Raw genomic sequence first — 19424 nt, 5'->3', positions numbered from 1 at the left:
CTCCTTTCCCCCGGAAGCGTTATGCTTCCTTCACAATGACTTTCAGCTCTGCTGTCACTTTCGGATGCAGACGAATCGGCACCTTTGTGGTCCCCAGTTCTTTGATCGGGGAGGAAAGCTGCATTTTCTTTTTGTCAATATCATATCCCAGCTGGTCTTTTGCTGCTTCAGCCAGCTCTTTTGAGGAGACAGAACCAAATGTACGGCCGTTTTCTCCCACCTTGATGGATACGGTCACTTCTTTTGTCTCCAGCTCTGCCTTGAAAGCCTGGGCTGCATCAAGCAGCTCCTGTGCCACCTTATCCTCGTGAGCTTTCTGGAGCTTTAAATCATTGATGTTTTTGGATGTGGCCTCCAGGCCAAGTTTCTTTGGAAACAGCATGTTTCTGGCATATCCGTCGCTTACATTTACAATGTCACCCTTTTTACCCAGGGATTTTACGTCTTCCATTAAAATTACTTTCATATCTCTATATCTCCTTCCTTAATCATCTGGTCAATGGTCTCTTTCAGTTTGATAACAGCGATTTCCATCGTCTCATCCTTGAGCTGTGCTCCGGCCATATTGATGTGGCCGCCTCCTCCCAGACGTTCCATGATAAGCTGCACATTCACCTCATCAATGGCCCGGGCGCTGAAATAAATGGTGTGATTATAGTCTGTGAGCACAAAGGATGCCCGCACACTGCTGATATTCAGAAGCTCATTGGCTGCCTGAGACGCCACAATGGTAGGGCTGTCCAGACCCTCACTGGGGCAGACTGCAATGGCGAAATAATTCCGATAAGTCTCCACATGACGGATTGCCTCAGCTTTCGCCCGGTAGGACGCCACATCGTCCCGGAACATTTTACGCACGCGGGTCACATCCGCACCACACCGGCGCAGAAAAGCAGCAGCTTCAAATGTTCTCACACCCGTCTTGGCTGTAAAATTGTTAGTGTCAATGATGATGCCGGAGTAAAGGGCATCAGCCTCTATATTGTAAATCCTGATATCATCAGAGAAATACTGCAGGATCTCTGCCACCATCTCACAAGCTGAGGAAGCAAAAGGCTCTATATAAGAGAGCACTGCATTGGAAATCACTTCCGCACCCTGGCGGTGATGATCCAGCACCACAATGGTTTTTGTCTTAGAAAGAAGCTCCTCACACTCCGTGTAGCTTGGTTTATTGGTATCCACCACGACCACAACGGTATTGTTGTCCACAATATCCTTTGCCTCCGCGCTGTCCACAAACATATGCTCATCATAATCCGGATTGTTCATAAAATTCTCAATGATAGGGCGCACAGACATGGTTGGATTATTTACAACAATATGGGCCTTCTTATTCAGGGATTTTGCTGCCCTGTAGATACCGATACCGGCACCGATAGAGTCCACATCGGAAATCTTGTGTCCCATGACCACCACTTTATCCTTGGCAACCATAAATTCTTTCAGGGCATGTGCCTTCACACGTGCCTTCACACGGGTATTCTTGCCCATCTGCTGGGATTTCCCGCCAAAATATGTCATGCTCTCTTTGTCCTTGATCACCACCTGGTCACCGCCGCGGCCAAGGGCAAGGTCAATGGCGATTCTGGAGTACTCATAATTCTGGGCATAGCTGGGCGCATTGATACCGATACCGATACTGATGGTCACTGCCATGTCGTTTCCGATGTTGACGGTTTTTACGTCTTCCAGAATATTGAAACGTTTCTTCTTCAGTTCCTCCAGAGAGCGCTGGCGCATCACAAGTATAAACTTGTCTTTTTCCAGCTTCTTCACAAGACAGTCTACCTCGCTGAAATACTTGTTCAGCTTTCTTTCTATCAGAGCAACCAAAAGTGAACGGCGCACTTCCTCCACACTGTTGAGTGCCTCGTCGTAATTGTCCAGATACAAAAGCCCTGTAACCAGCTTCTCGTCCTCTGTCCTGCGGATGTAGCGGTTAATCTCTGTCTCGTCAAAGAGATACAGCGCTGTGAGGAAATTCTCTTCCTCTGCCTCCACCAGACCTGAATCCTCCAAAAGCTTCTGGATGGAAATCCTGCGCATGGACGCACGATAATCCCTCTCACTGAACTGGAATACAACCTCAGAAGCATCCTCCTTCGGCAGCGTGTCCACAGTGATCTCCGGAAACAGGGTGGTTATTGATTTTCTATATTTCCGCGGTTTTTCACACAAGGCGGAAAATGCATCATTCATCCACATCAGCTTTCCCTTGCTGTCCAGCAGCGCGTAAGGAACGATAAATTCCTTCAGCAGGCTTCTCTGCACCTGCCCGTACTGGGTCGCAAAAGAAATCAGCTCATTCATGATGATGGCACGGCTGTGATGGTATAAGAAAATAACTATCAGCAAATAAACAGCCAAAAATCCGCTGGCAATAGCACCAGCACGCCTGTTGATGCGGAACACACAAATATCCATGAGAATCAGAAGGACTGCCAGAATTACCGGCCACTGCATGTACAGCTTCAACTGACCTTTAATCTTAATTTTCCCATTCATATCCTCTTACCTGCCAATTTCTCTACTTTGTCCGGTCTTCATTATGCGTTGCCGGATGAAAATGTACTTTAATATTATACCATCAAATACGGTGATGCACAACTTTAAATTGCAGTTCCCATTTTCGTGCAAAATGACGAACCCTTATGCCGGGATCAAAAGCAGAAAAACGCCGTCATGTCTCAGACAGCGTTTCTCCCATTTTCATCCATATGATAAACTCTGTGGACATTCCCTTTTCCGGTTTTTTGGAAAGGCTGATATATCCCTTATGGGATTTCACGATCTTTTTGGCAATGGCAAGCCCCAGACCGGTTCCCTGTTTGCTGTTGCGGGACTCATCCCCCACGGTGAAGGGTTCAAAGATAACATCCGCGATCTCCGGAGGGATTCCCTTTCCGTTGTCCGATATGGTGATCTTGATGCTGTTTCCCTCAGCCGCAATCTTAAAGCGCAGTATGGTTCCCTCCTGATTGTGCCGCAGCGCATTGGCAATGATATTTTCAAACACGCGCCTGAACTGCTGTGCGTCAATGTCACAAAAGAGAGGCTCCTCCGGAATGTCCACCTCCAGGTCGAATCCGGCCAGGGCAATCTCATTGTATTTGGCTGCCAAATATTCCCTGGCAAACTCACAGATATTTTCCCTTTTCAGTGTAGGGCTGAAATCAGGATGCTCCAGTTTGCTGTACTCATAAAAGGTGTTGATCAGTTCATTGAGAGCTGAGGATTTCAGATAAATGGTCCTGAGATACTGTTCCCGCCGCTCCTCAGGTATCATACCGTCACAGATAGCCCTGGCATATCCCTGGATCACCGTGATAGGAGTCTTTAAATCATGGGAAATGTCAGCCAGCATCTTCTGCTTATCCCTGTCTGCCTTCAGACGCCTCTCCTCACTCTCGTTGAGCCGGTTGGCAAGTCTGACAAAATCATCACCTATCTCCACGAATTCATTTGGCCCTCTGTACTCATTGCTGGGCTTCTCCCCCTGCTGATACTGGGTGATAGTGCGGCTCAGAGAAGTAAGCGGCACCTTTACCTTCCGGTTCAGTTTGAGCACAAAAACGGCCACAACGATAATATACAGCGGGATTGTCAGCAGCCAGAGCCGTTCCAGGGCAGAGACAATTTGGCGGTAACTGGGGTCATCTATCTTCTTATATTTGAAGACTGCCGTGTACTTTCTGCCCTCCTCCCCGGTAAACACATGTTTCTGGTATCCGTATTTTTTTGAGACCGAATCTGTCATATACTGCAGTTCCCTCTCCCCGAGACGCTTTGCAGGAAAGTCCATGGTATTGGTCAGAACCTTATAATTTTCATCCAGGATCATGAAACTCTCTGTCTCCTCATACATTTCGCCATCCTGACTGGGGATTTGCCCGTACCGTTTCACCAGGATCTGTTTCTTTCCCTCCTGATTCGTAAAGGTTGTCGTCTCCGTGAACTCCCAGAGTGTCATTTCCGGTATACAGTACAGCTCCGCAGCAGTGAAGGACGTCTCCATCTCGTCACTGCTCTTATACACCACCTTACAGTCCTCATCCAGAACTGCAAAGTCTCCTCTTTTGCCAAGCACCTTTTTATAAGGAAATTTATCATAACTGCCTGCCTCTAAAAGCCCCTCGTTTTCTTCCAGGACACTGGTGCTGGGCAGGTCCAGCCGCCTTTCAAAACCTTTGTTGATGACAGTGGAAATCAATGCCAAAATGCAGAGTATGGTCAGCGTAAATCCCACATAATTCTGTATAAGAAGAGCCAGAAAGCTTCCTGTTTTTCTCTTATCTGTCTTCAATCTTGTAACCCACTCCTCTTATGGTTTTTATGTAGCGTGGATTTTTCGGGTTATCTTCTATTTTATCCCTGAGATTGGAAATATGGACCATGATCGTGTTGTCATCGCTCTCAAAATACTCCCCGCTGGTGCTCTCGTAAATCTGCACCTTTGTATAGATAGTGCCCGGCTTTTTCATAAGCAGGGCCAGAATCTTGTACTCCATTGGTGTGAGCAGAACCTCCTCGCCCTTTTTCTTCAGGACAAGCGTCTGTGTATCCAGGCTCAGATCCCCCACCTTCAGAATATAGGATTCCTCCCGTTTCGGTTTCTCTGTATTTAACTGGTAAAAACGGCGGAGGTTGGAATTCACCCTTGCCACAATCTCAAGCGGGTCAAAAGGCTTCGCCATGTAATCGTCAGCTCCCAGATTCAGGCCAAGGATCTTATCATTGCTCTTATCCCTGGCGGAGAGAATCAGAATGGGGATATTGCTGGTTTCCCGGATACGCCGGGTGAGCTCATATCCGTCCATCCGGGGCATCATAATATCAAGCACTGCCAGACTGATATCCTCCCTCTCCAGAATCTTCAGCGCCTCCACTCCATTGCCGGCCCAAAAGACGCAGTAGCCTTCATTCTCAAGATATAGTTTTAAAAGCTCCGCAATGTCCTGTTCGTCCTCAGCAATTAAAATTTTGTAATTCATGTACCTGCCTCACTTTCCTTTGTATAACCGAACGCATCCGATGTGCCCATTATAACACGTTTTTTGGTGTGATGAAACCAAAAGAGTGCTTTCCGCGTCTGCCGGACCTCTTCAGAAATATAAAAAGCGCCGCTGCACAACGCAGCGGCGCCCTATCTACAATGCTTCTGTATGCAGATTAGTCCTGAACATAAGGCATAATTGCCAGATGTCTTGCTCTCTTAATCTCTACAGTTAAAGCTCTCTGATGTTTTGCACAGTTTCCTGTGATTCTTCTCGGAAGGATTTTTCCTCTCTCAGAGACATATCTTTTTAATTTATTTGCATCTTTGTAGTTGATTTCGTTATTTTCTTTTCCACAGAACACGCAAACTTTTTTTCTTCTGCGTCCGCCTCTTCTCTTCATCGGAGAATCCGGTCTGTTACCTTTTTCGTAAGCCATGATTTTTTACCTCCTAATCATATTCCGTCCTTTATCAGTTGAACGGTAACTCTTCGTCAATTCCGTCCGGAATGTTCATGAATCCGTCTGCAGAGGATGCTGCACCAGGTGTCGGTGAAGGCATTCCCATGCCCTGCATTCCCTGTCCGCCAGCCTGTCCCACATGGCTGTCGCTGACTGCTTTGCTCTCGGCGAACTCCTGGTCCTCAACCACAACATCTGTGGTGTAGACTTTTACGCCGTCTTTGTTCACATAGCTGCCTGTCTGGATCCTGCCGCTGATGGCGATCTTGATACCCTGACGGAAGTATTTTTCTGCAAATTCAGCCTGTCTTCCAAAAGCCACACATCCGATAAAGTCTGCGGTAGCTTCTCCGTCTCTCTTGAAACGGCGGTCAACGGCTATTGTATATCTGGCAATTGCCATAGAGTTTTCTCCTGCGGAGTATCTCACCTCAGGATCTCTGGTTAAACGACCCATTAAAATTACTTTGTTCATATCTCTACCTCATCATTTCTTACCTTGCACATAGTATCGGGAATCAGAAATCTACTTTCATAATTCTAAATGGATCCGCGTTTTGTGCCATCAGAAAGAATTAAGCGTCTTTTCTAACAACTAAATATCTTAATACATTGTCCATGATGCGAATGTGGCGTTCTACTTCTGCAGGGCAAGCTGCATCAGCTTCAAACTGGATGAAGTAGTAATATCCTTCGCGCATTTTCTGGATTTCGTAAGCTAATCTTTTTTTGCCCCACTCTTCTACTTCGGAAATAACTCCGTTGTAACGGGTAATGTAGCCTTTCGCTTTTTCCACAACTGCTGCACGAGCTTCATCTTCGATCTTCGCATTAACGACTAATGCTAATTCATATTTGTTCATGCTGTTTTTACCTCCTTATGGTCTTCTGGCCCTCTGATATGCAGAGAACAAGGATAAATAATATATCACGAGGATTTATTCTAACACATCATTCCTGGATATTCAAGCCTTTTTTTTCAAATCTTTGGTATTTTTCTCCACAATTCTCCTCGCCAGCATGATCTGGTGACCACATCCTGTGCATTTCAGTCGAAAATCAGCACCTACCCGGAGGATTTCCCATTCCTGGCTGCCGCAGGGGTGCTGTTTCTTCAGTTTTACAATATCTCCAACTTCATAACTGTAACCCATGTCCGGTTTCCTTTCTGTCTGCCTTTTCTGTTTTATTCCACGTGGATCTGTGAGAATACCTGCCCGATGGGCGCATTGATCACAAGGTCTGCCATCCGGTCCCTGGGCGTGGCATCCCGGTTGATGACTACCAGGTGCTTCCCGGTGAAATAATCGATCAGGGACGCTGCCGGATAGACAGCCAGGGAAGTTCCCCCGATGATCAGGACCTCTGCCTCGGCGATGGCCTGCACGGCTCTGGTGATCGTCCCGTTGTCCAGGCTCTCCTCATAGAGAACCACATCCGGCTTGATGATGCCGCCGCATTTTTCACATTTCGGCACGCCTTTTGCTGCCTTCATATAGGCAAAATCGTAGGATGTGCAGCATTTCATGCAGTAGTTGCGGTATACACTTCCGTGCAGCTCCAGCACGTTTCTGCTGCCGGCCATCTGATGAAGATTGTCAATATTCTGGGTAATGACAGCCTTTAACTTTCCTGCTTTTTCAAGCTCTGCCAGTTTTAAGTGCGCGGCATTTGGCTTCGCCGTATCACAGAGCATTTTTGCTTTATAAAAACGATAAAATTCTTCCGGTTTTCTCATGAAAAAGGTATGGCTTAAAATGGTCTCCGGCGGATACTCCCACTGCTGGTGATAAAGGCCGTCCACACTTCTGAAATCAGGGATACCGCTCTCTGTGGAGACCCCGGCCCCTCCGAAAAATACAATATTGCTGCTCTCTGAAATAATCTGCTGAAGCTTCTTCGTCCCTTCCATTATTTATATACCTCCGGCAGGCGTCTGGCCTGTATCACAAATCTGGTTGCATCATTTCCGGTGCAGGTTGAGAGTGTTACGATCTTATCGTCCTTGGTGGGCTCAGTGCCCACCTCAAATTCTGAGGCATCCCGCATTTTCTTCAAATACTGCGCGAACTGGTCATCCGGGGCGCTGAAAAGCGTGTAGGTATCGCCCGTGGCGGATGTTGTGTGCACCGTAAATATCTCGTAGCGGTAGCTCTTATCCGGCAGACAGATCCACAGATACGGACTGGTCAGGTTTTCCGGCTCGTGAAGTGTCCTGAAGGTGCCGAACATGGAACCGTTTTTCATATTATGCCCGTAAATGATGGTGTTGCAGTCTTCAAAATTGCTGTTGTTGGTGTGTTCCATAAAAATGGCGCCTGCGGCATTCTGCTGTCCCTCAAAAGTATAATGGAGGTAATGGTCATTGTCCGTCCCCTTCACGATAGGATAGCTCACATCAAGGGCTTCCATCTGGATCCATCCCACAATGTCAGGATTGATCTCTTTGAGGCCGGCAAAGTCGATCTGGGGGCCTATCAGCTCCTCCTTCTTCTCCTCCTCCTCCTTGGCTTTGGGTTCGTCCTTTTTGTCCTCTTTCCCGGCTTCGGGTTCTTTTACATATTCCCTTATCTTGTCGTATTCGTCGGTTCCTTTTTTGTACTCCAGATAAATATTAACAAGCTGGTACGCGGAAAAAAGGAATACACAGATAGCTGCAATGAGAATGATATTCCGCAGTATGCCTCCGAATGTTGTCTTCTTTTTATTCTTCCTGCTCATGGGTGTCTCCTATCAACTGTAGTTATCGTAAAACGCATTGTAGTCCTCAGAAATGATCCTGGAGCTGGGGACCAGTTTTATGGTCAGCTCATCCGCTGTCACTGTGGTGCCTTTGGGGAGTACCGCATTTTTATATTCTCTTGTATAGTCCGGATACTCTCCGCTTGGACTGGAATCCATCAGAAAACTGAAGTTCAGTCCATACTCCTGCCCCTGTTCCTTTGGAAGTTCATAGGTCACGATTCCAAAATCATCCGCAGCTATGACAATATCGTAGGTCCCTTCCGGGAAATCTTCCCCTGCCACCATGGTGTCCGTCAGTGTGATCTCCTCTGTCAGTGGATTTGCGGAAGGTGTCACAACGGCTTCTGTCTGTGCGTTTTCGGATGTGATATGTATATTTCCGCCGCCGTTTACCATGACAATGGCACCGGTAAACAATCTCACGTCATCTAACTGCTGTACCTGGTTCTCATCCTCACCGAAATATTCGCTGAACCACACATTACTGTCCATATCAGCCACTTCCAGACGCATGCCTTCGCCGCCCTCTGCAACGTACCGGCCCTCCGGGATGTCATATCCCACCATGTACGCCCCCGCAGACAGTTCTGTGTCCCAGTTCTCCCCTTCCGGCGCCAGTTCTTTTGTAGTGTACTGGTAGGGATCAAAGGTGTATTCCGGATAATCGTAGGGCTGCTGGTAATCAAACGGTTCCTGGTAATCCGGTTCGTTAATGATCTTTTCTGTTGTCACAGTGGTCTCTGACTTGTTGGCATAGCCAATGGACACCAGGATCATGCCTGCCAGGACTGCCACCACAACCACAGTGATCCCCGCTTTGTTGCTGCTCCGTCCTCTGCCCGGCGAATACATGCCGGAACCTCCCGGTCTTTTTGATATATCACGTAAACGGTTGAAATCCACTGTGTTTTTGGTGTTTCCGCCGTTCAAAGTATATTTTCCCGGAGCTCTTCCGGCTCCCTGATTTTTTTTCGCTGCGTTCCCGCCCTGGCCCGAAGGGCTGTACTGCTGCTGACGGGGATGGTTCAGAGCCGGCTTCCTGTAAAGTTCTGTGCTCTCCTCCCCGTGCACATGCGTTAGGGGGGCATCCTCGCACTGGCTGCGATTCACCTGGGAACGGTATGCGGCATCCGATTTATTGTTGTCCATACCACATTCTGTGCAGATTCCGTTTCTTAATTTTCCACCGCATAGGATACATTTTCCCGCCATCTGTTCTCCTGCCTTTCTGCTGTTGGTGTGTTGGTTGGTTTTTGTTTTATTGTACCATAGTTGCGGGGGAAACTGAATGGTTTTTTTGAAAAGTGGCGGCAGAGCTTTTGGACACCCCGGGAAACGTCGTCCAAAGGACATGGGAAGTAAGGCTTTTTGCCTTCGATTTATTTTCTTGACATTAGTATAAAAAGGGACTATACTGAATATACTTAAATATATAACGCGGGATGGAGCAGTCTGGAAGCTCGTCGGGCTCATAACCCGAAGGTCGTAGGTTCAAATCCTACTCCCGCTACTCTGAAAAAAGGCCAGGAGAAATGTCTCCCGGCTTTTTTTGTGTACAACTTACAGGTTGTGTACCGCAAAAAAAGAGTGCAGAACCTTCTCTTCCAAAGGTTCTACACTCTTCTGAACGTCATGCCGTATATATCATACCGCGTTCTATATTTCCGCCTGTATCACGCACCTCAAACGTGGGAACAGCCTGCATGCGGTGTCATCCTTTTCCTATTAAAAGCCTCTGCTTATCTCTTCCTGCAGTTCCACTGTCACGGTCTGAATCTTCATTCCTCCCTGTGCAAAATACAGCCTTATATAGTTATGAGGGCCGAACAACGGACCAATGGTTTTTTCTATCTCTATCCACTCCCCATTCGTTCCGTTGATGGTAATCGTCCCCTCCAGGTGCCCATTTGCAAATACGGAGACAGGAATCTGCGCCAGCTCACTGCCGTCTGCCTTTACTTTCAGGCGCACGGTATAAGATCCGAAAGTATCCAGTAAAATCCCGTACACCACGCTTTTTCCTTTTGACGTATCTATCTCTGTACCGTCCAGAACCAGCTTTCCGTTCACCTTGTGATAGGTAATATCAAAATCCACCTTGTCCTCTCCGGCCATAACTTCACCGGCCTTTTTTTCCTCCTCGGACATTCTGCCGAGGGACCGTTCCATCACCGGAGATTTCATGAGCATGCGGCAGATATTTCCCGCACTCCGCAGAAGAGCGCCGCGTTTCAGAGTTCCCTCTTTCAGGCTCTTCATCAGGTTATCTTTATTTGTGAGCGAATCCTGTGTCACCATATAGACATCATTCTGACTCCGTACCATAGCGGCCAGATTATCCGTGGAGGCAGGGCCTCCCTCGTCGTTTAAGTCAGCCCACCAGTCAGTCATAACCATACCGTCAAAATTCCATTCTTTCCTCAGGATGGTGGTCAGAAGGTCGTAATTGCTGGCTGTCCACAGACCGTTTATTGCGCCGTAGGTGGTCATGATGGAATAGGCTTTTCCCTCTTTTACTGCGATCTCAAAGCCCCTAAGATAGATCTCCCTCAGTGCCCGCTCTGACATGACGGAGTCCAGAAGTCTTCTGTGGTATTCCTGGTTATTGGCCGCAAAATGTTTCACGGTTCCTGTCACACCATAGCGTGCCATACCCTTTAACTGGGCGGATGCCATCATACCGGTCAGATACGGGTCCTCTGAGAAATATTCAAAGTTACGCCCATTTAAGGGATTTCTGTGGATATTGATTCCGGGGCCGAGAAGCGTATCAATGCGGTTTTTCCTGAGCTCAGCACCTTCCATTTCGTATAAGGCTTCCGACAGCTCCGTGTCAAATGTGCAGGCCAGACAAGTACCGTTCGGCATGGAAAATGCAGGTGTTCCGCAGTCCATACGGATACCGGAAGGGCCGTCCGCACAGCAGCCGCAGGGAATGCCGTACCTCTGCAGGGATTCCGTGACACCGCCGAAAGCCGCTGCAGTTCCGGGCGTTACCTTTGGAGAACACATGCCTTCCCCTCTGACGATGCAGCACAGATCCTCCTCTGAAAGCTGTGCCAGAAATTCGTCCAGGGACAGTTCCCCGTCAAAAACTTCTCCCAGTGTGTATCCTTTATCCCCTGTGTAAGTAATGTCCGGAAGCGTTTCCGTCTGCACACGTTCCTGCATTTTATGAGTGCGTACAGGCACCTCTTCCCACGCCAAAACACCGCCTTTTCCGACGCGCATTCTCTCAAATTTCCTGACCGGGCCGGCAGCTTCCGTACAGGCAGAAATCACCTCTGTCTCCGGAATCTCAAAGCTTCCGGCAGCTTCGGCGCTTCGCACATCTGTACCTGCATAGACTTCATAACTGCCCTTCTCCAGAACATAACAGGACTTGTGTCCTGTCACGCCGCTGTCGTCATAGGAGGCGATATCATAATCCGAAAACTTTAAGGTAAGTTCCTGTTCTTCTCCCGGAACAAGGCATTTTGTCTTGGCAAACGCAGCGAGATTTCTAAGGGGTTTCCCTAATTTTCCCTGGGGAGGATTTACATATACCTGCACCACTTCTTTTCCCGGAAGGGCGCCTGTATTGGTGACCTTTACACGGACTATTGTCTCCCCATCCCGGTGTTCTGCCGGGCTGCACGTGATTCCAAAGCCGGTATAAGACAGACCAAATCCAAAGGGATACAGCACTTTGTCCCTGGCAAACGTCTCAAAATAACGGTACCCCACATAGATATCCTCTGTGTAGAGATCAAAGGTATCTCCACCGAAATTCTCTGTGGAGGGGTAGTCAGAGATATCATGTGCGATGGTATCAGCCAGTTTTCCGCAGGGATTTACCCGTCCTGTCAGCACGTCTGCTACACTGTGGCCGCCTTCCTGGCCTCCCTGCCAGGTGTAAAGAACAGCGGATGGTCTGTATTTATCCACCCACTTCATATCAATGATATTTCCTACATTCAGGACAACAATGACTCTCTCAAAGGCACGGCACACCTTAGAAAGCATATCCTCTTCCAAATCCGTCAGAAGATAGCTTCCCTTCTCTGCCGAAGCGTCCCTGTCCTCCCCTGCAGTACGGCCGATCACAATGACTGCCGCGTCGGATTTGGCTGCTGCCTCCTCCACCAGTTTTTCTTCCAGAGGCATTTCCTCCTGGCACCAGGGCTCCTGCGCCCAGCCGCTTCCCTGGTCAAAAGGATGCTCTGCGATCCAGGAACGGTAAACCTCTGCCAGTTCCTCATTGACGGACAGATTTTCTTCCTCCAGCAGGGCATCGGTTATACCCACTACATATTTTGCATTTACAAGGCCTCCTGAACCGGTTCCGCTCTTATAATAATGGAACTGGATCCTGCCGAATACGGAAATCGTCTCCTTTTTTAAGGGCAGGGCCTGATGGTCATTTTTAAGCAATACCGCTCCCTCTGCTGCTGCCTGACGGGCAAGGGAGGCGTATTTTTCCCAGTTGATCACATATTTATTTTCCACTTTGTTTCTCCTATCCGCGTGATTTATTCTTTCTTCATTTTACCTTCGCGCGGAGTAAAAGACAATATGACGTTTTTGACACATATTAGGCTGATTTTGACCTAAAAAAACAGGCCTGCCGGACGGAAAGGACTCCGTCCGACAGCCTGCTGTCTTCCAATCACTCAAAATATTCCCGTATGGCCCCTGCAAAATACTGTGCCATACCTTCCCCGTACTGTCCGTCAAATGCCTCTTTTGCTGCCTGATTTTCCCGGTAAAGATCTGCCAGCTCCAGCATTATTTTCTCTGCGTCGGATATCTGGTAAAGCTGTTTTGAAACAAATTCATACTCGCCGATAAGGGATTTGACCTCAAAAGAATCCTGCGGCATCTCTCTTTTTGCTGCCAGTCTGCTGCAGATATCATTAAGCCGGTTCTGGTATGCCTGCACGACCTCAGCACCGGCAGGATTTTTTGAGGCATCCAGTGCAGCCTGCTTATCGCCGTACCACTCCACCACTTTTTTGAAGTTTTCCTGTACATTTTCACTGGATGCATTTTCTATATAATGCGCTTTGAAAGCCTCCATACTGCCGAATTTCTCCCGGACTGCCTGTCTCTGGCTCTCATTCATTTTGTCTGTCATATGTTTATATAACTCTTCAATTTCCGCTTTGCTGAACACATCAAAATCCATCTTGTCTTCTCCTTTCAAAATGTCATTCATGTTGGAAATCAGGCGTTCCAGGCGCTTCATTTTCAGTTCCAGAAGTCTTTTCTGGCTTCTCAAAACCTGCTCCCGGTCATAATCAGGACTGTCCAGAATGGCCTTTATTTCTTTCAGGGGCATATCAAACTCCCGAAAGAATAGAATCTGCCGCAGAATCTCCAGGGCTTTATCGTCATAAAACCTGTATCCCGCCTCATTACATACCGTGGGTCTTAACAGACCGATCTGATCATAATAATGAAGCGCGCGCACGCTGATACCTGTCATTTCAGAAACCTGTTTTACAGTCCTCATATATTTCTTCCTCCTGTCTTTCCTGATTTACAGATTACACTATGACGCTCCGTCAGAGTCAAGAGGATATTTAAGTTTTTTCCTAACCGGACGTCACCCGGCCCCTGGCATCTCTTACGCAAACACCCGCAACGCTCGGCCGAGCTAACCGTTAACTGCAACTAAGACGCTCGGGAAAGCCCTCGCGCCTAAGTTTCCGTAAACGGTGGATCTCGTCCTCCCTAAATACGCGGGCAAATGTTTGCGTAAGAGATGCCAGGGGCCGGGTGACTGTATATTGGATAACGGAAGATTTCAAAAACAAAATATTTTAAAACTTTCGCTTCCAACGCACAGTCATGGGGGCATGGGTATCTCTCATGCAGGCATTCCCGCGCTTTTAGCGATGGCAAGATCCACCGTTTACGGAAACTTAGACACGAGGGCTCTCCCGAGTGCTCTTAGTTGCAGTTAACGGTTAGCTTGACTGAGCGTTGCGGGTGTCTGCGTGAGAGATACCCATGCCCCCATGACGTCCGGTTCAGCCATATACCCACATATTTTCCTTGTTGCTCCCAATATTCTGTGCTATGCTTTTTATCAGAATGATTTAGTACGGGGCGCAAATCGTTAAAATGGTTACAAACACGCCCCTGGAAAGGCGGGGAGCATATGAAATTACCGGACAACTCTGATATGGATCTGAAGGAGCAGAAAGACCACGGCACAGCCTCTTTTCCCTGCGGCCTCTATGAAATCTTCGAGGTCACAGACTGGGAAGGAGTAAAACATCACTGGCATGACGAGGTGGAAATCCTGTATTTTATGAAAGGAGACTTCCAACTGGATGTCAATATGGAGACTTATCACATACAGGAGGAGTGTTTTTATTTCATCAACGCCGGGGATCTGCATTCCATCCATCCAAAGTCCGCCTGCCTGGAATCTGCCGTGCTCTTTCACCCTCGCATTTTAAGTTTTGACAATTATGATATCGCCCAGAGCCGTATCCTCCAGCCCCTGTTAAAGAAAAAACTCTATTTCCCCCTGTGTCTGAGTCCTAAGGACCCCGCCTTTTCTGCAGTCAAAAAAGAATATCTGGATATTGTAAATGTATTTTACCAGAGTGGTTCCTACCTCTCAAAGGAAGGGCAGACGGTGACGGAAGACCTGCCCTCCCAGCTCTTTATCCGGGCCGGCCTCCTGAAAATACTGGGTATTCTGGCAGGTGAGGGACTGCTGACCACACAGGAGAAAACCGATGATTACAGAGTGGAAATCATCAAAAATTCCCTGGCTTACATCCATGAACATTATCAGGAAAAATTCTATATCCACGACCTGGCCCGGCAGGCAGGCATGAACGAACAGTATTTCTGCCGCTTTTTTAAAAAGGCCATCGGCAGGACGCCTGTCACCTATATCAATGAATACCGCATCGGCCGTGCCATCACCCTGCTCCAGGACACGGAACTGCCGGTCATGGACATCTGCCTGGACTGCGGTTTCAACAATCTTGGGAATTTTCTTCGGGAGTTCCGTAAGAAGACCGGCTCCACACCTCTGCAGTACAGAAAAACTTTCCGCAGCGAAAAGTCATAATTTCGTAGTTTTTAATCAAATATTCGTAAGACAAACCGTGTCAAATGTCAGTATAATAATCCTCGTCAGGCGGCAGAAGAAAGCTGCCAAAAATCAGATCGATCATACGGAGGTATATTGAACATGCAAAGAAAATGGTGGCACGGCAAAGTGGCATATCAGATTTATCCAAAAAGTTTTTATGATTCCAACGGAGACGGCATCGGTGATCTGCCGGGCATCATCAGCAAGCTGGACTATTTAAAGGATTTGGGTGTGGACATCATCTGGATTTCCCCCATCTATGCATCTCCTTTTGCAGACCAGGGTTATGATATCTCGGATTACTATAAAATCGACCCCTCCTTCGGCACCATGGAGGATATGGACCACCTGCTGAAAGAGGCAGAAAAACGCGGTATGTACATTCTCATGGACCTGGTGGTAAACCACTGTTCCGATGAACATGAATGGTTCCAAAAGGCCTGCGCGGACCCGGACGGGGAATACGGCAACTTCTTCTACATAGAGGACAGAAAAGAAGGCGAACTGCCCTGCAACTGGAGAAGCTACTTCGGCGGCTCTGTGTGGGAACCCCTTCCCGGACGCCCGGACAAGCAGTACATGCACGTGTTCCACAAAAAACAGCCGGACCTGAACTGGGAAAACGAAGCCGTCAGGGAAGAGGTTTACAAAAACATCAACTGGTGGCTGGACAAGGGCCTTGGCGGGTTCCGCATTGACGCGATCATCAATATCAAGAAAAAGCTTCCTTACAAAGATTACCCGGTTGACCGCGAAGACGGATTGAGCCTCATTGACAATATGCTGGAGGATGCCACAGGGGTTGGTGAATTTCTGGGCGAAATGCGTGACCGCACCTTCAAGCCCCACGACGCGTTTACGGTAGGTGAAGTGTTCAATGAAAAAGAAGAGGAGATTCCTGATTTCATCGGAGACAACGGCTACTTCTCCTCCATGTTTGACTTTGCCGAAACCTCTTTCGGCAAGAGTGAAAAGGGATGGTATGACTGTAAACGCATCACACCGGATGACTACAAGAAATGCTGCTTCCACTCCCAAAAGCGCGTAGGTGACATCGGATTTTTATCCAACATCATTGAAAACCATGACGAGCCCCGGGGTGTCAGCTACTATATTCCGGAAGGTGACTGCTGCGATACCAGCAAAAAAATGCTGGCTGCCCTGTATTTCATGCTGAAAGGCCTTCCTTTCATCTATCAGGGACAGGAGATCGGCATGGAAAACCTGGGTGTGATCCCACTGGAGGAGGTTGACGATATCAGCGCTCTTGACCAGTACCACGTAGCACGGGAGGCCGGATATTCTGAGGAAGAGGCGCTGAAGATCATGGCAACCTACAACCGTGACAACGCCAGATCTCCCATGCAGTGGAACAGCCGGGAGAACGCCGGCTTCACTACAGGTAAACCATGGCTTATCCTCAATCCCAACTACACAGAGATCAATGTGGAATCCCAGATCCATGATGAAAATTCCGTGTACGCTTTCTATAAGGCACTGATCGCCCTGAGAAAAGATCCGGAATATCAGGAAACCGTAGTGTACGGGGAGCTGGTTCCCTATCTCGAGGAGCGCCACAACCTTATGTCCTATTTCCGCAGAGGTGACAAGGACCTGCTTGTGATCGGCAATTACCAGAAGGAGGAGCAGACCATAGAACTGCCTGCTGCCTGCAAAAAGGTCCTGATCAACAACTATCCTGATATGAACCTTACAGATCATTCCATAACCTTACACAGCTACCAGGTATTGGTGCTGGAACTGGAGAAATAAATGTAACGGTTGGGTACCCTCACAGTTACGGGCAGACCTGCTGATTCGTTACAAATAGGTTTCCATTTCCGCTGCATCTATGATAAAATAACCCCATAAGCCCAAGCGGTACATCCGCCGGCTCTGAATACGATCAGGGGGTTTTACCTATGAGAGAAAGCGGAATTTTACTTCCCATATCCAGCCTTCCGTCAGGCTACGGAATCGGCTGTTTTTCAAAAGAAGCCTATACATTTGCGGACCAGCTCGCATCTGCCGGGCAGAAATACTGGCAGATTCTGCCTCTGGGTCCCACAAGCTACGGAGATTCACCTTACCAGTCATTCTCCACCTATGCAGGCAATCCTTACTTTATTGACCTGGAGGTTCTGATCAGCGAGGGTGTACTCTCGCAGGAAGAATGCGACGATGCTGACTTCGGCAGCGATCCCAGGTCTGTGGACTACGGAAAGATATACAAAGCGCGTTTTAAACTGCTCCGCACAGCATACGAGCGGAGCAATGTATCACAGAATCAGGATTTTCTGACTTTTTGTTCCGATAATTCCTGGTGGCTTGAGGACTATGCGCTCTTCATGGCAGTGAAGAATTTCTTCGGGGATGAATGCTGGGACCAATGGCCGGAGGATATCAGAAAACGTTATGGATATGCCCTGGACTACTACAGGGAAAAACTGTATTTTGATATCGAATTTTACAAATATATGCAGTTTCAGTTCACCTGCCAGTGGCAGAAGCTGAAATCCTATGCAAACCAAAAGGGCATCCGGATCATCGGGGATATCCCCATCTATGTTGCCTACGATAGTGCTGATACCTGGGCACATCCGGAGCTGTTCCAGCTTGACGAAGATAATGTGCCCGTGGCTGTAGCCGGCTGTCCGCCCGATGGATTCGCCGCAGACGGCCAGCTCTGGGGCAATCCTCTTTACCGCTGGGATTACCATAGAAACACCGGATTTGCCTGGTGGATGGAACGTCTCTCCTACACCTTCCGGCTCTATGACGTGGTGAGAATCGACCATTTCCGGGGATTTGACGAATATTTTTCCATTCCCTACGGAGACACCACCGCCTGGAACGGGCACTGGGAAAAAGGCCCCGGCATAGAGATTTTCAACAAAATGAAGGAAGTCCTTGGCTGGAGAGATGTCATTGCCGAAGATCTGGGATATGTGACCGATTCTGTGCGCCATATGGTCTGGGAAAGCGGATTTCCCGGCATGAAAGTGTTTGAATTTGCCTTTGACACCAGGGATACGGGATGTGCCAGTGACTACCTGCCCCACAATTATCCTGAGAATTCCGTGGTCTATACAGGCACCCATGACAATGCCACATTAAATGGTTGGTACCAGGATATTTCAGCGAAGGAAAAGGAAATGCTGCGTGATTACCTGCACGACTACACTACTGCAGACAGAAGTCTGTACTGGGAGGTCATCTGCCGGGTCATGGGAAGCTGCGCACGCCTGTGCATCATCCCCATGCAGGATTACCTGGGCCTTGGCAATGACTGCCGCATGAACACCCCGTCCACTCTGGGTGAAAACTGGAAGTGGCGGCTCCTGCCCGGTGAATTTTCGCAGGATTTACAGAACCGGATACGGAAAATCACAAGAATTTATGAAAGGTAACAGATTATGACGCAAAAAGAACGCATGCTGAAAGAAATGCTCTACTACCCGGCAGATACCGTGCTTACCGAAGAGCGTGCAAAAGCAAAAGAGCTTTGCTATGACTTTAACCAGTGCCGCCCTTCCCAGGGAGAAAAAAGAGTTGCCATCTTAAAGGAACTGCTGGGAAAGACCGGAGAGAATGTCTGGATGGAACAGCCCATCTATTTTGATTACGGCAGCAACACAGAAGTAGGTGAAAACTTCTTCGCCAATGCCAACTGTGTGATTTTAGATGTCGCTAAGGTGACCATCGGAAAAAATGTTATGTTTGCCCCCAATGTCTCCATCTACACTGCCGGCCATCCCCTGCACCCGGAAACCAGAAATTCCGGCTGGGAATATGGTATCGGAATATCCATCGGTGACAATGTTTGGGTAGGCGGCAATGTGGTGATCAATCCGGGCGTGCATATTGGAAACAATGTGGTGATCGGCTCCGGCAGTGTTGTCACAAAGGATATCCCGGACAACAGCGTGGCCGTGGGAAATCCGGCCAGAGTCATCAAAGAGATCACGGATGAGGATAAGAAATATTATTTCAAAGACCGCCTCTTTGAGACCGGCGGAGAGATTACAGAATAAGCATAAAAAGCCCGTATCATAAGGCTGCATTACGGCAGTCTTTTGGTACGGGTTTTATCGTTCCGGAAGATCCGATGTCTCTTTGG

Annotated in this window: 17 protein-coding genes and 1 tRNA gene; 5 read left to right on the top strand and 13 right to left on the bottom strand. The window is 48.2% G+C overall.

Annotated features, from left to right (window positions below):
• Positions 1-19: 19 nt before the first annotated feature.
• The 11 genes from rplI to MUB35_RS08820 all read right to left on the bottom strand — a co-directional run bounded on the left by rplI (position 20) and on the right by MUB35_RS08820 (position 9417).
• Positions 20-466 carry a 50S ribosomal protein L9 gene (rplI, locus tag MUB35_RS08870; protein ID WP_033140214.1) on the bottom strand — a complete coding sequence of 149 codons (447 nt, stop codon included), beginning with the start codon at positions 464-466 and terminating at the stop codon, positions 20-22.
• Positions 463-2508 carry a DHH family phosphoesterase gene (locus tag MUB35_RS08865; protein ID WP_033140215.1) on the bottom strand — a complete coding sequence of 682 codons (2046 nt, stop codon included), beginning with the start codon at positions 2506-2508 and terminating at the stop codon, positions 463-465. The genes rplI and MUB35_RS08865 overlap by 4 nt, the downstream gene beginning before the upstream one ends.
• A 175-nt stretch (positions 2509-2683) precedes the next feature.
• Complete coding sequence (locus MUB35_RS08860; protein ID WP_244806083.1) at positions 2684-4306, bottom strand: sensor histidine kinase; 1623 nt, start codon at positions 4304-4306, stop codon at positions 2684-2686.
• The gene (locus MUB35_RS08855; protein WP_033140217.1) at positions 4293-4994 is read right to left on the bottom strand and encodes a response regulator transcription factor; all 702 of its coding nucleotides are present in this window, start codon (positions 4992-4994) and stop codon (positions 4293-4295) included. Before MUB35_RS08855 ends, MUB35_RS08860 begins: the two co-directional genes overlap by 14 nt.
• 178 nt (positions 4995-5172) lie before the next feature.
• A complete protein-coding gene (gene rpsR, locus MUB35_RS08850) occupies positions 5173-5436 on the bottom strand; it encodes a 30S ribosomal protein S18 (protein WP_033140218.1) in 264 nt (87 codons plus the stop codon).
• A gap of 34 nt (positions 5437-5470) precedes the next feature.
• Positions 5471-5935 (bottom strand): single-stranded DNA-binding protein, encoded by a 465-nt coding sequence (locus tag MUB35_RS08845; protein ID WP_033140219.1) that lies wholly within the window; start codon positions 5933-5935, stop codon positions 5471-5473.
• Between the two features lie 100 nt (positions 5936-6035).
• Positions 6036-6323: a 30S ribosomal protein S6 gene (rpsF, locus tag MUB35_RS08840; RefSeq protein WP_033140220.1), complete on the bottom strand. Its 288-nt coding sequence runs from the start codon at positions 6321-6323 to the stop codon at positions 6036-6038.
• Between the two features lie 102 nt (positions 6324-6425).
• Entirely contained in the window at positions 6426-6614 is a 189-nt protein-coding gene (locus tag MUB35_RS08835; RefSeq protein ID WP_033140221.1) for a DUF951 domain-containing protein, read from the bottom strand.
• A gap of 32 nt (positions 6615-6646) precedes the next feature.
• Entirely contained in the window at positions 6647-7372 is a 726-nt protein-coding gene (locus MUB35_RS08830; protein ID WP_033140222.1) for an NAD-dependent protein deacylase, read from the bottom strand.
• Complete coding sequence (gene srtB / locus MUB35_RS08825) at positions 7372-8181, bottom strand: class B sortase (RefSeq protein ID WP_033140223.1); 810 nt, start codon at positions 8179-8181, stop codon at positions 7372-7374. The genes MUB35_RS08830 and srtB overlap by 1 nt, the downstream gene beginning before the upstream one ends.
• Positions 8182-8193: 12 nt before the next feature.
• Entirely contained in the window at positions 8194-9417 is a 1224-nt protein-coding gene (locus tag MUB35_RS08820; RefSeq protein ID WP_244806082.1) for a hypothetical protein, read from the bottom strand.
• A 224-nt stretch (positions 9418-9641) separates the two neighbouring features.
• Between MUB35_RS08820 and MUB35_RS08815 the strand changes: the two genes are divergently transcribed.
• Positions 9642-9715, top strand: a tRNA-Met gene (locus MUB35_RS08815).
• 215 nt (positions 9716-9930) lie between these two features.
• On the opposite strand, the gene MUB35_RS08810 is transcribed toward MUB35_RS08815, so the two are convergent.
• Positions 9931-12693: a glycoside hydrolase family 3 protein gene (locus tag MUB35_RS08810; RefSeq protein ID WP_244806081.1), complete on the bottom strand. Its 2763-nt coding sequence runs from the start codon at positions 12691-12693 to the stop codon at positions 9931-9933.
• Between the two features lie 160 nt (positions 12694-12853).
• Positions 12854-13699 carry a MerR family transcriptional regulator gene (locus MUB35_RS08805; protein ID WP_244806080.1) on the bottom strand — a complete coding sequence of 282 codons (846 nt, stop codon included), beginning with the start codon at positions 13697-13699 and terminating at the stop codon, positions 12854-12856.
• 651 nt (positions 13700-14350) lie between these two features.
• On the opposite strand from MUB35_RS08805, the gene MUB35_RS08800 reads away from it, so the two are divergent.
• The 4 genes from MUB35_RS08800 to MUB35_RS08785 all read left to right on the top strand — a co-directional run bounded on the left by MUB35_RS08800 (position 14351) and on the right by MUB35_RS08785 (position 19338).
• Entirely contained in the window at positions 14351-15280 is a 930-nt protein-coding gene (locus MUB35_RS08800; RefSeq protein ID WP_054351045.1) for a helix-turn-helix domain-containing protein, read from the top strand.
• Positions 15281-15403: 123 nt separating this feature from the next.
• Positions 15404-17077: an alpha-glucosidase gene (locus MUB35_RS08795; protein ID WP_244806079.1), complete on the top strand. Its 1674-nt coding sequence runs from the start codon at positions 15404-15406 to the stop codon at positions 17075-17077.
• A gap of 149 nt (positions 17078-17226) precedes the next feature.
• Positions 17227-18714: a 4-alpha-glucanotransferase gene (gene malQ / locus MUB35_RS08790; protein ID WP_244806078.1), complete on the top strand. Its 1488-nt coding sequence runs from the start codon at positions 17227-17229 to the stop codon at positions 18712-18714.
• Between the two features lie 6 nt (positions 18715-18720).
• Positions 18721-19338 (top strand): sugar O-acetyltransferase, encoded by a 618-nt coding sequence (locus MUB35_RS08785; RefSeq protein WP_033140230.1) that lies wholly within the window; start codon positions 18721-18723, stop codon positions 19336-19338.
• The last annotated feature ends 86 nt before the right edge of the window (positions 19339-19424 follow it).

The sequence above is a fragment of the Blautia sp. NSJ-175 genome, from assembly GCF_022867815.1.
Classification (GTDB): Bacteria; Bacillota; Clostridia; order Lachnospirales; family Lachnospiraceae; genus Blautia; species Blautia celeris.
This window is presented reverse-complemented; position numbering and strand designations above follow the sequence as displayed.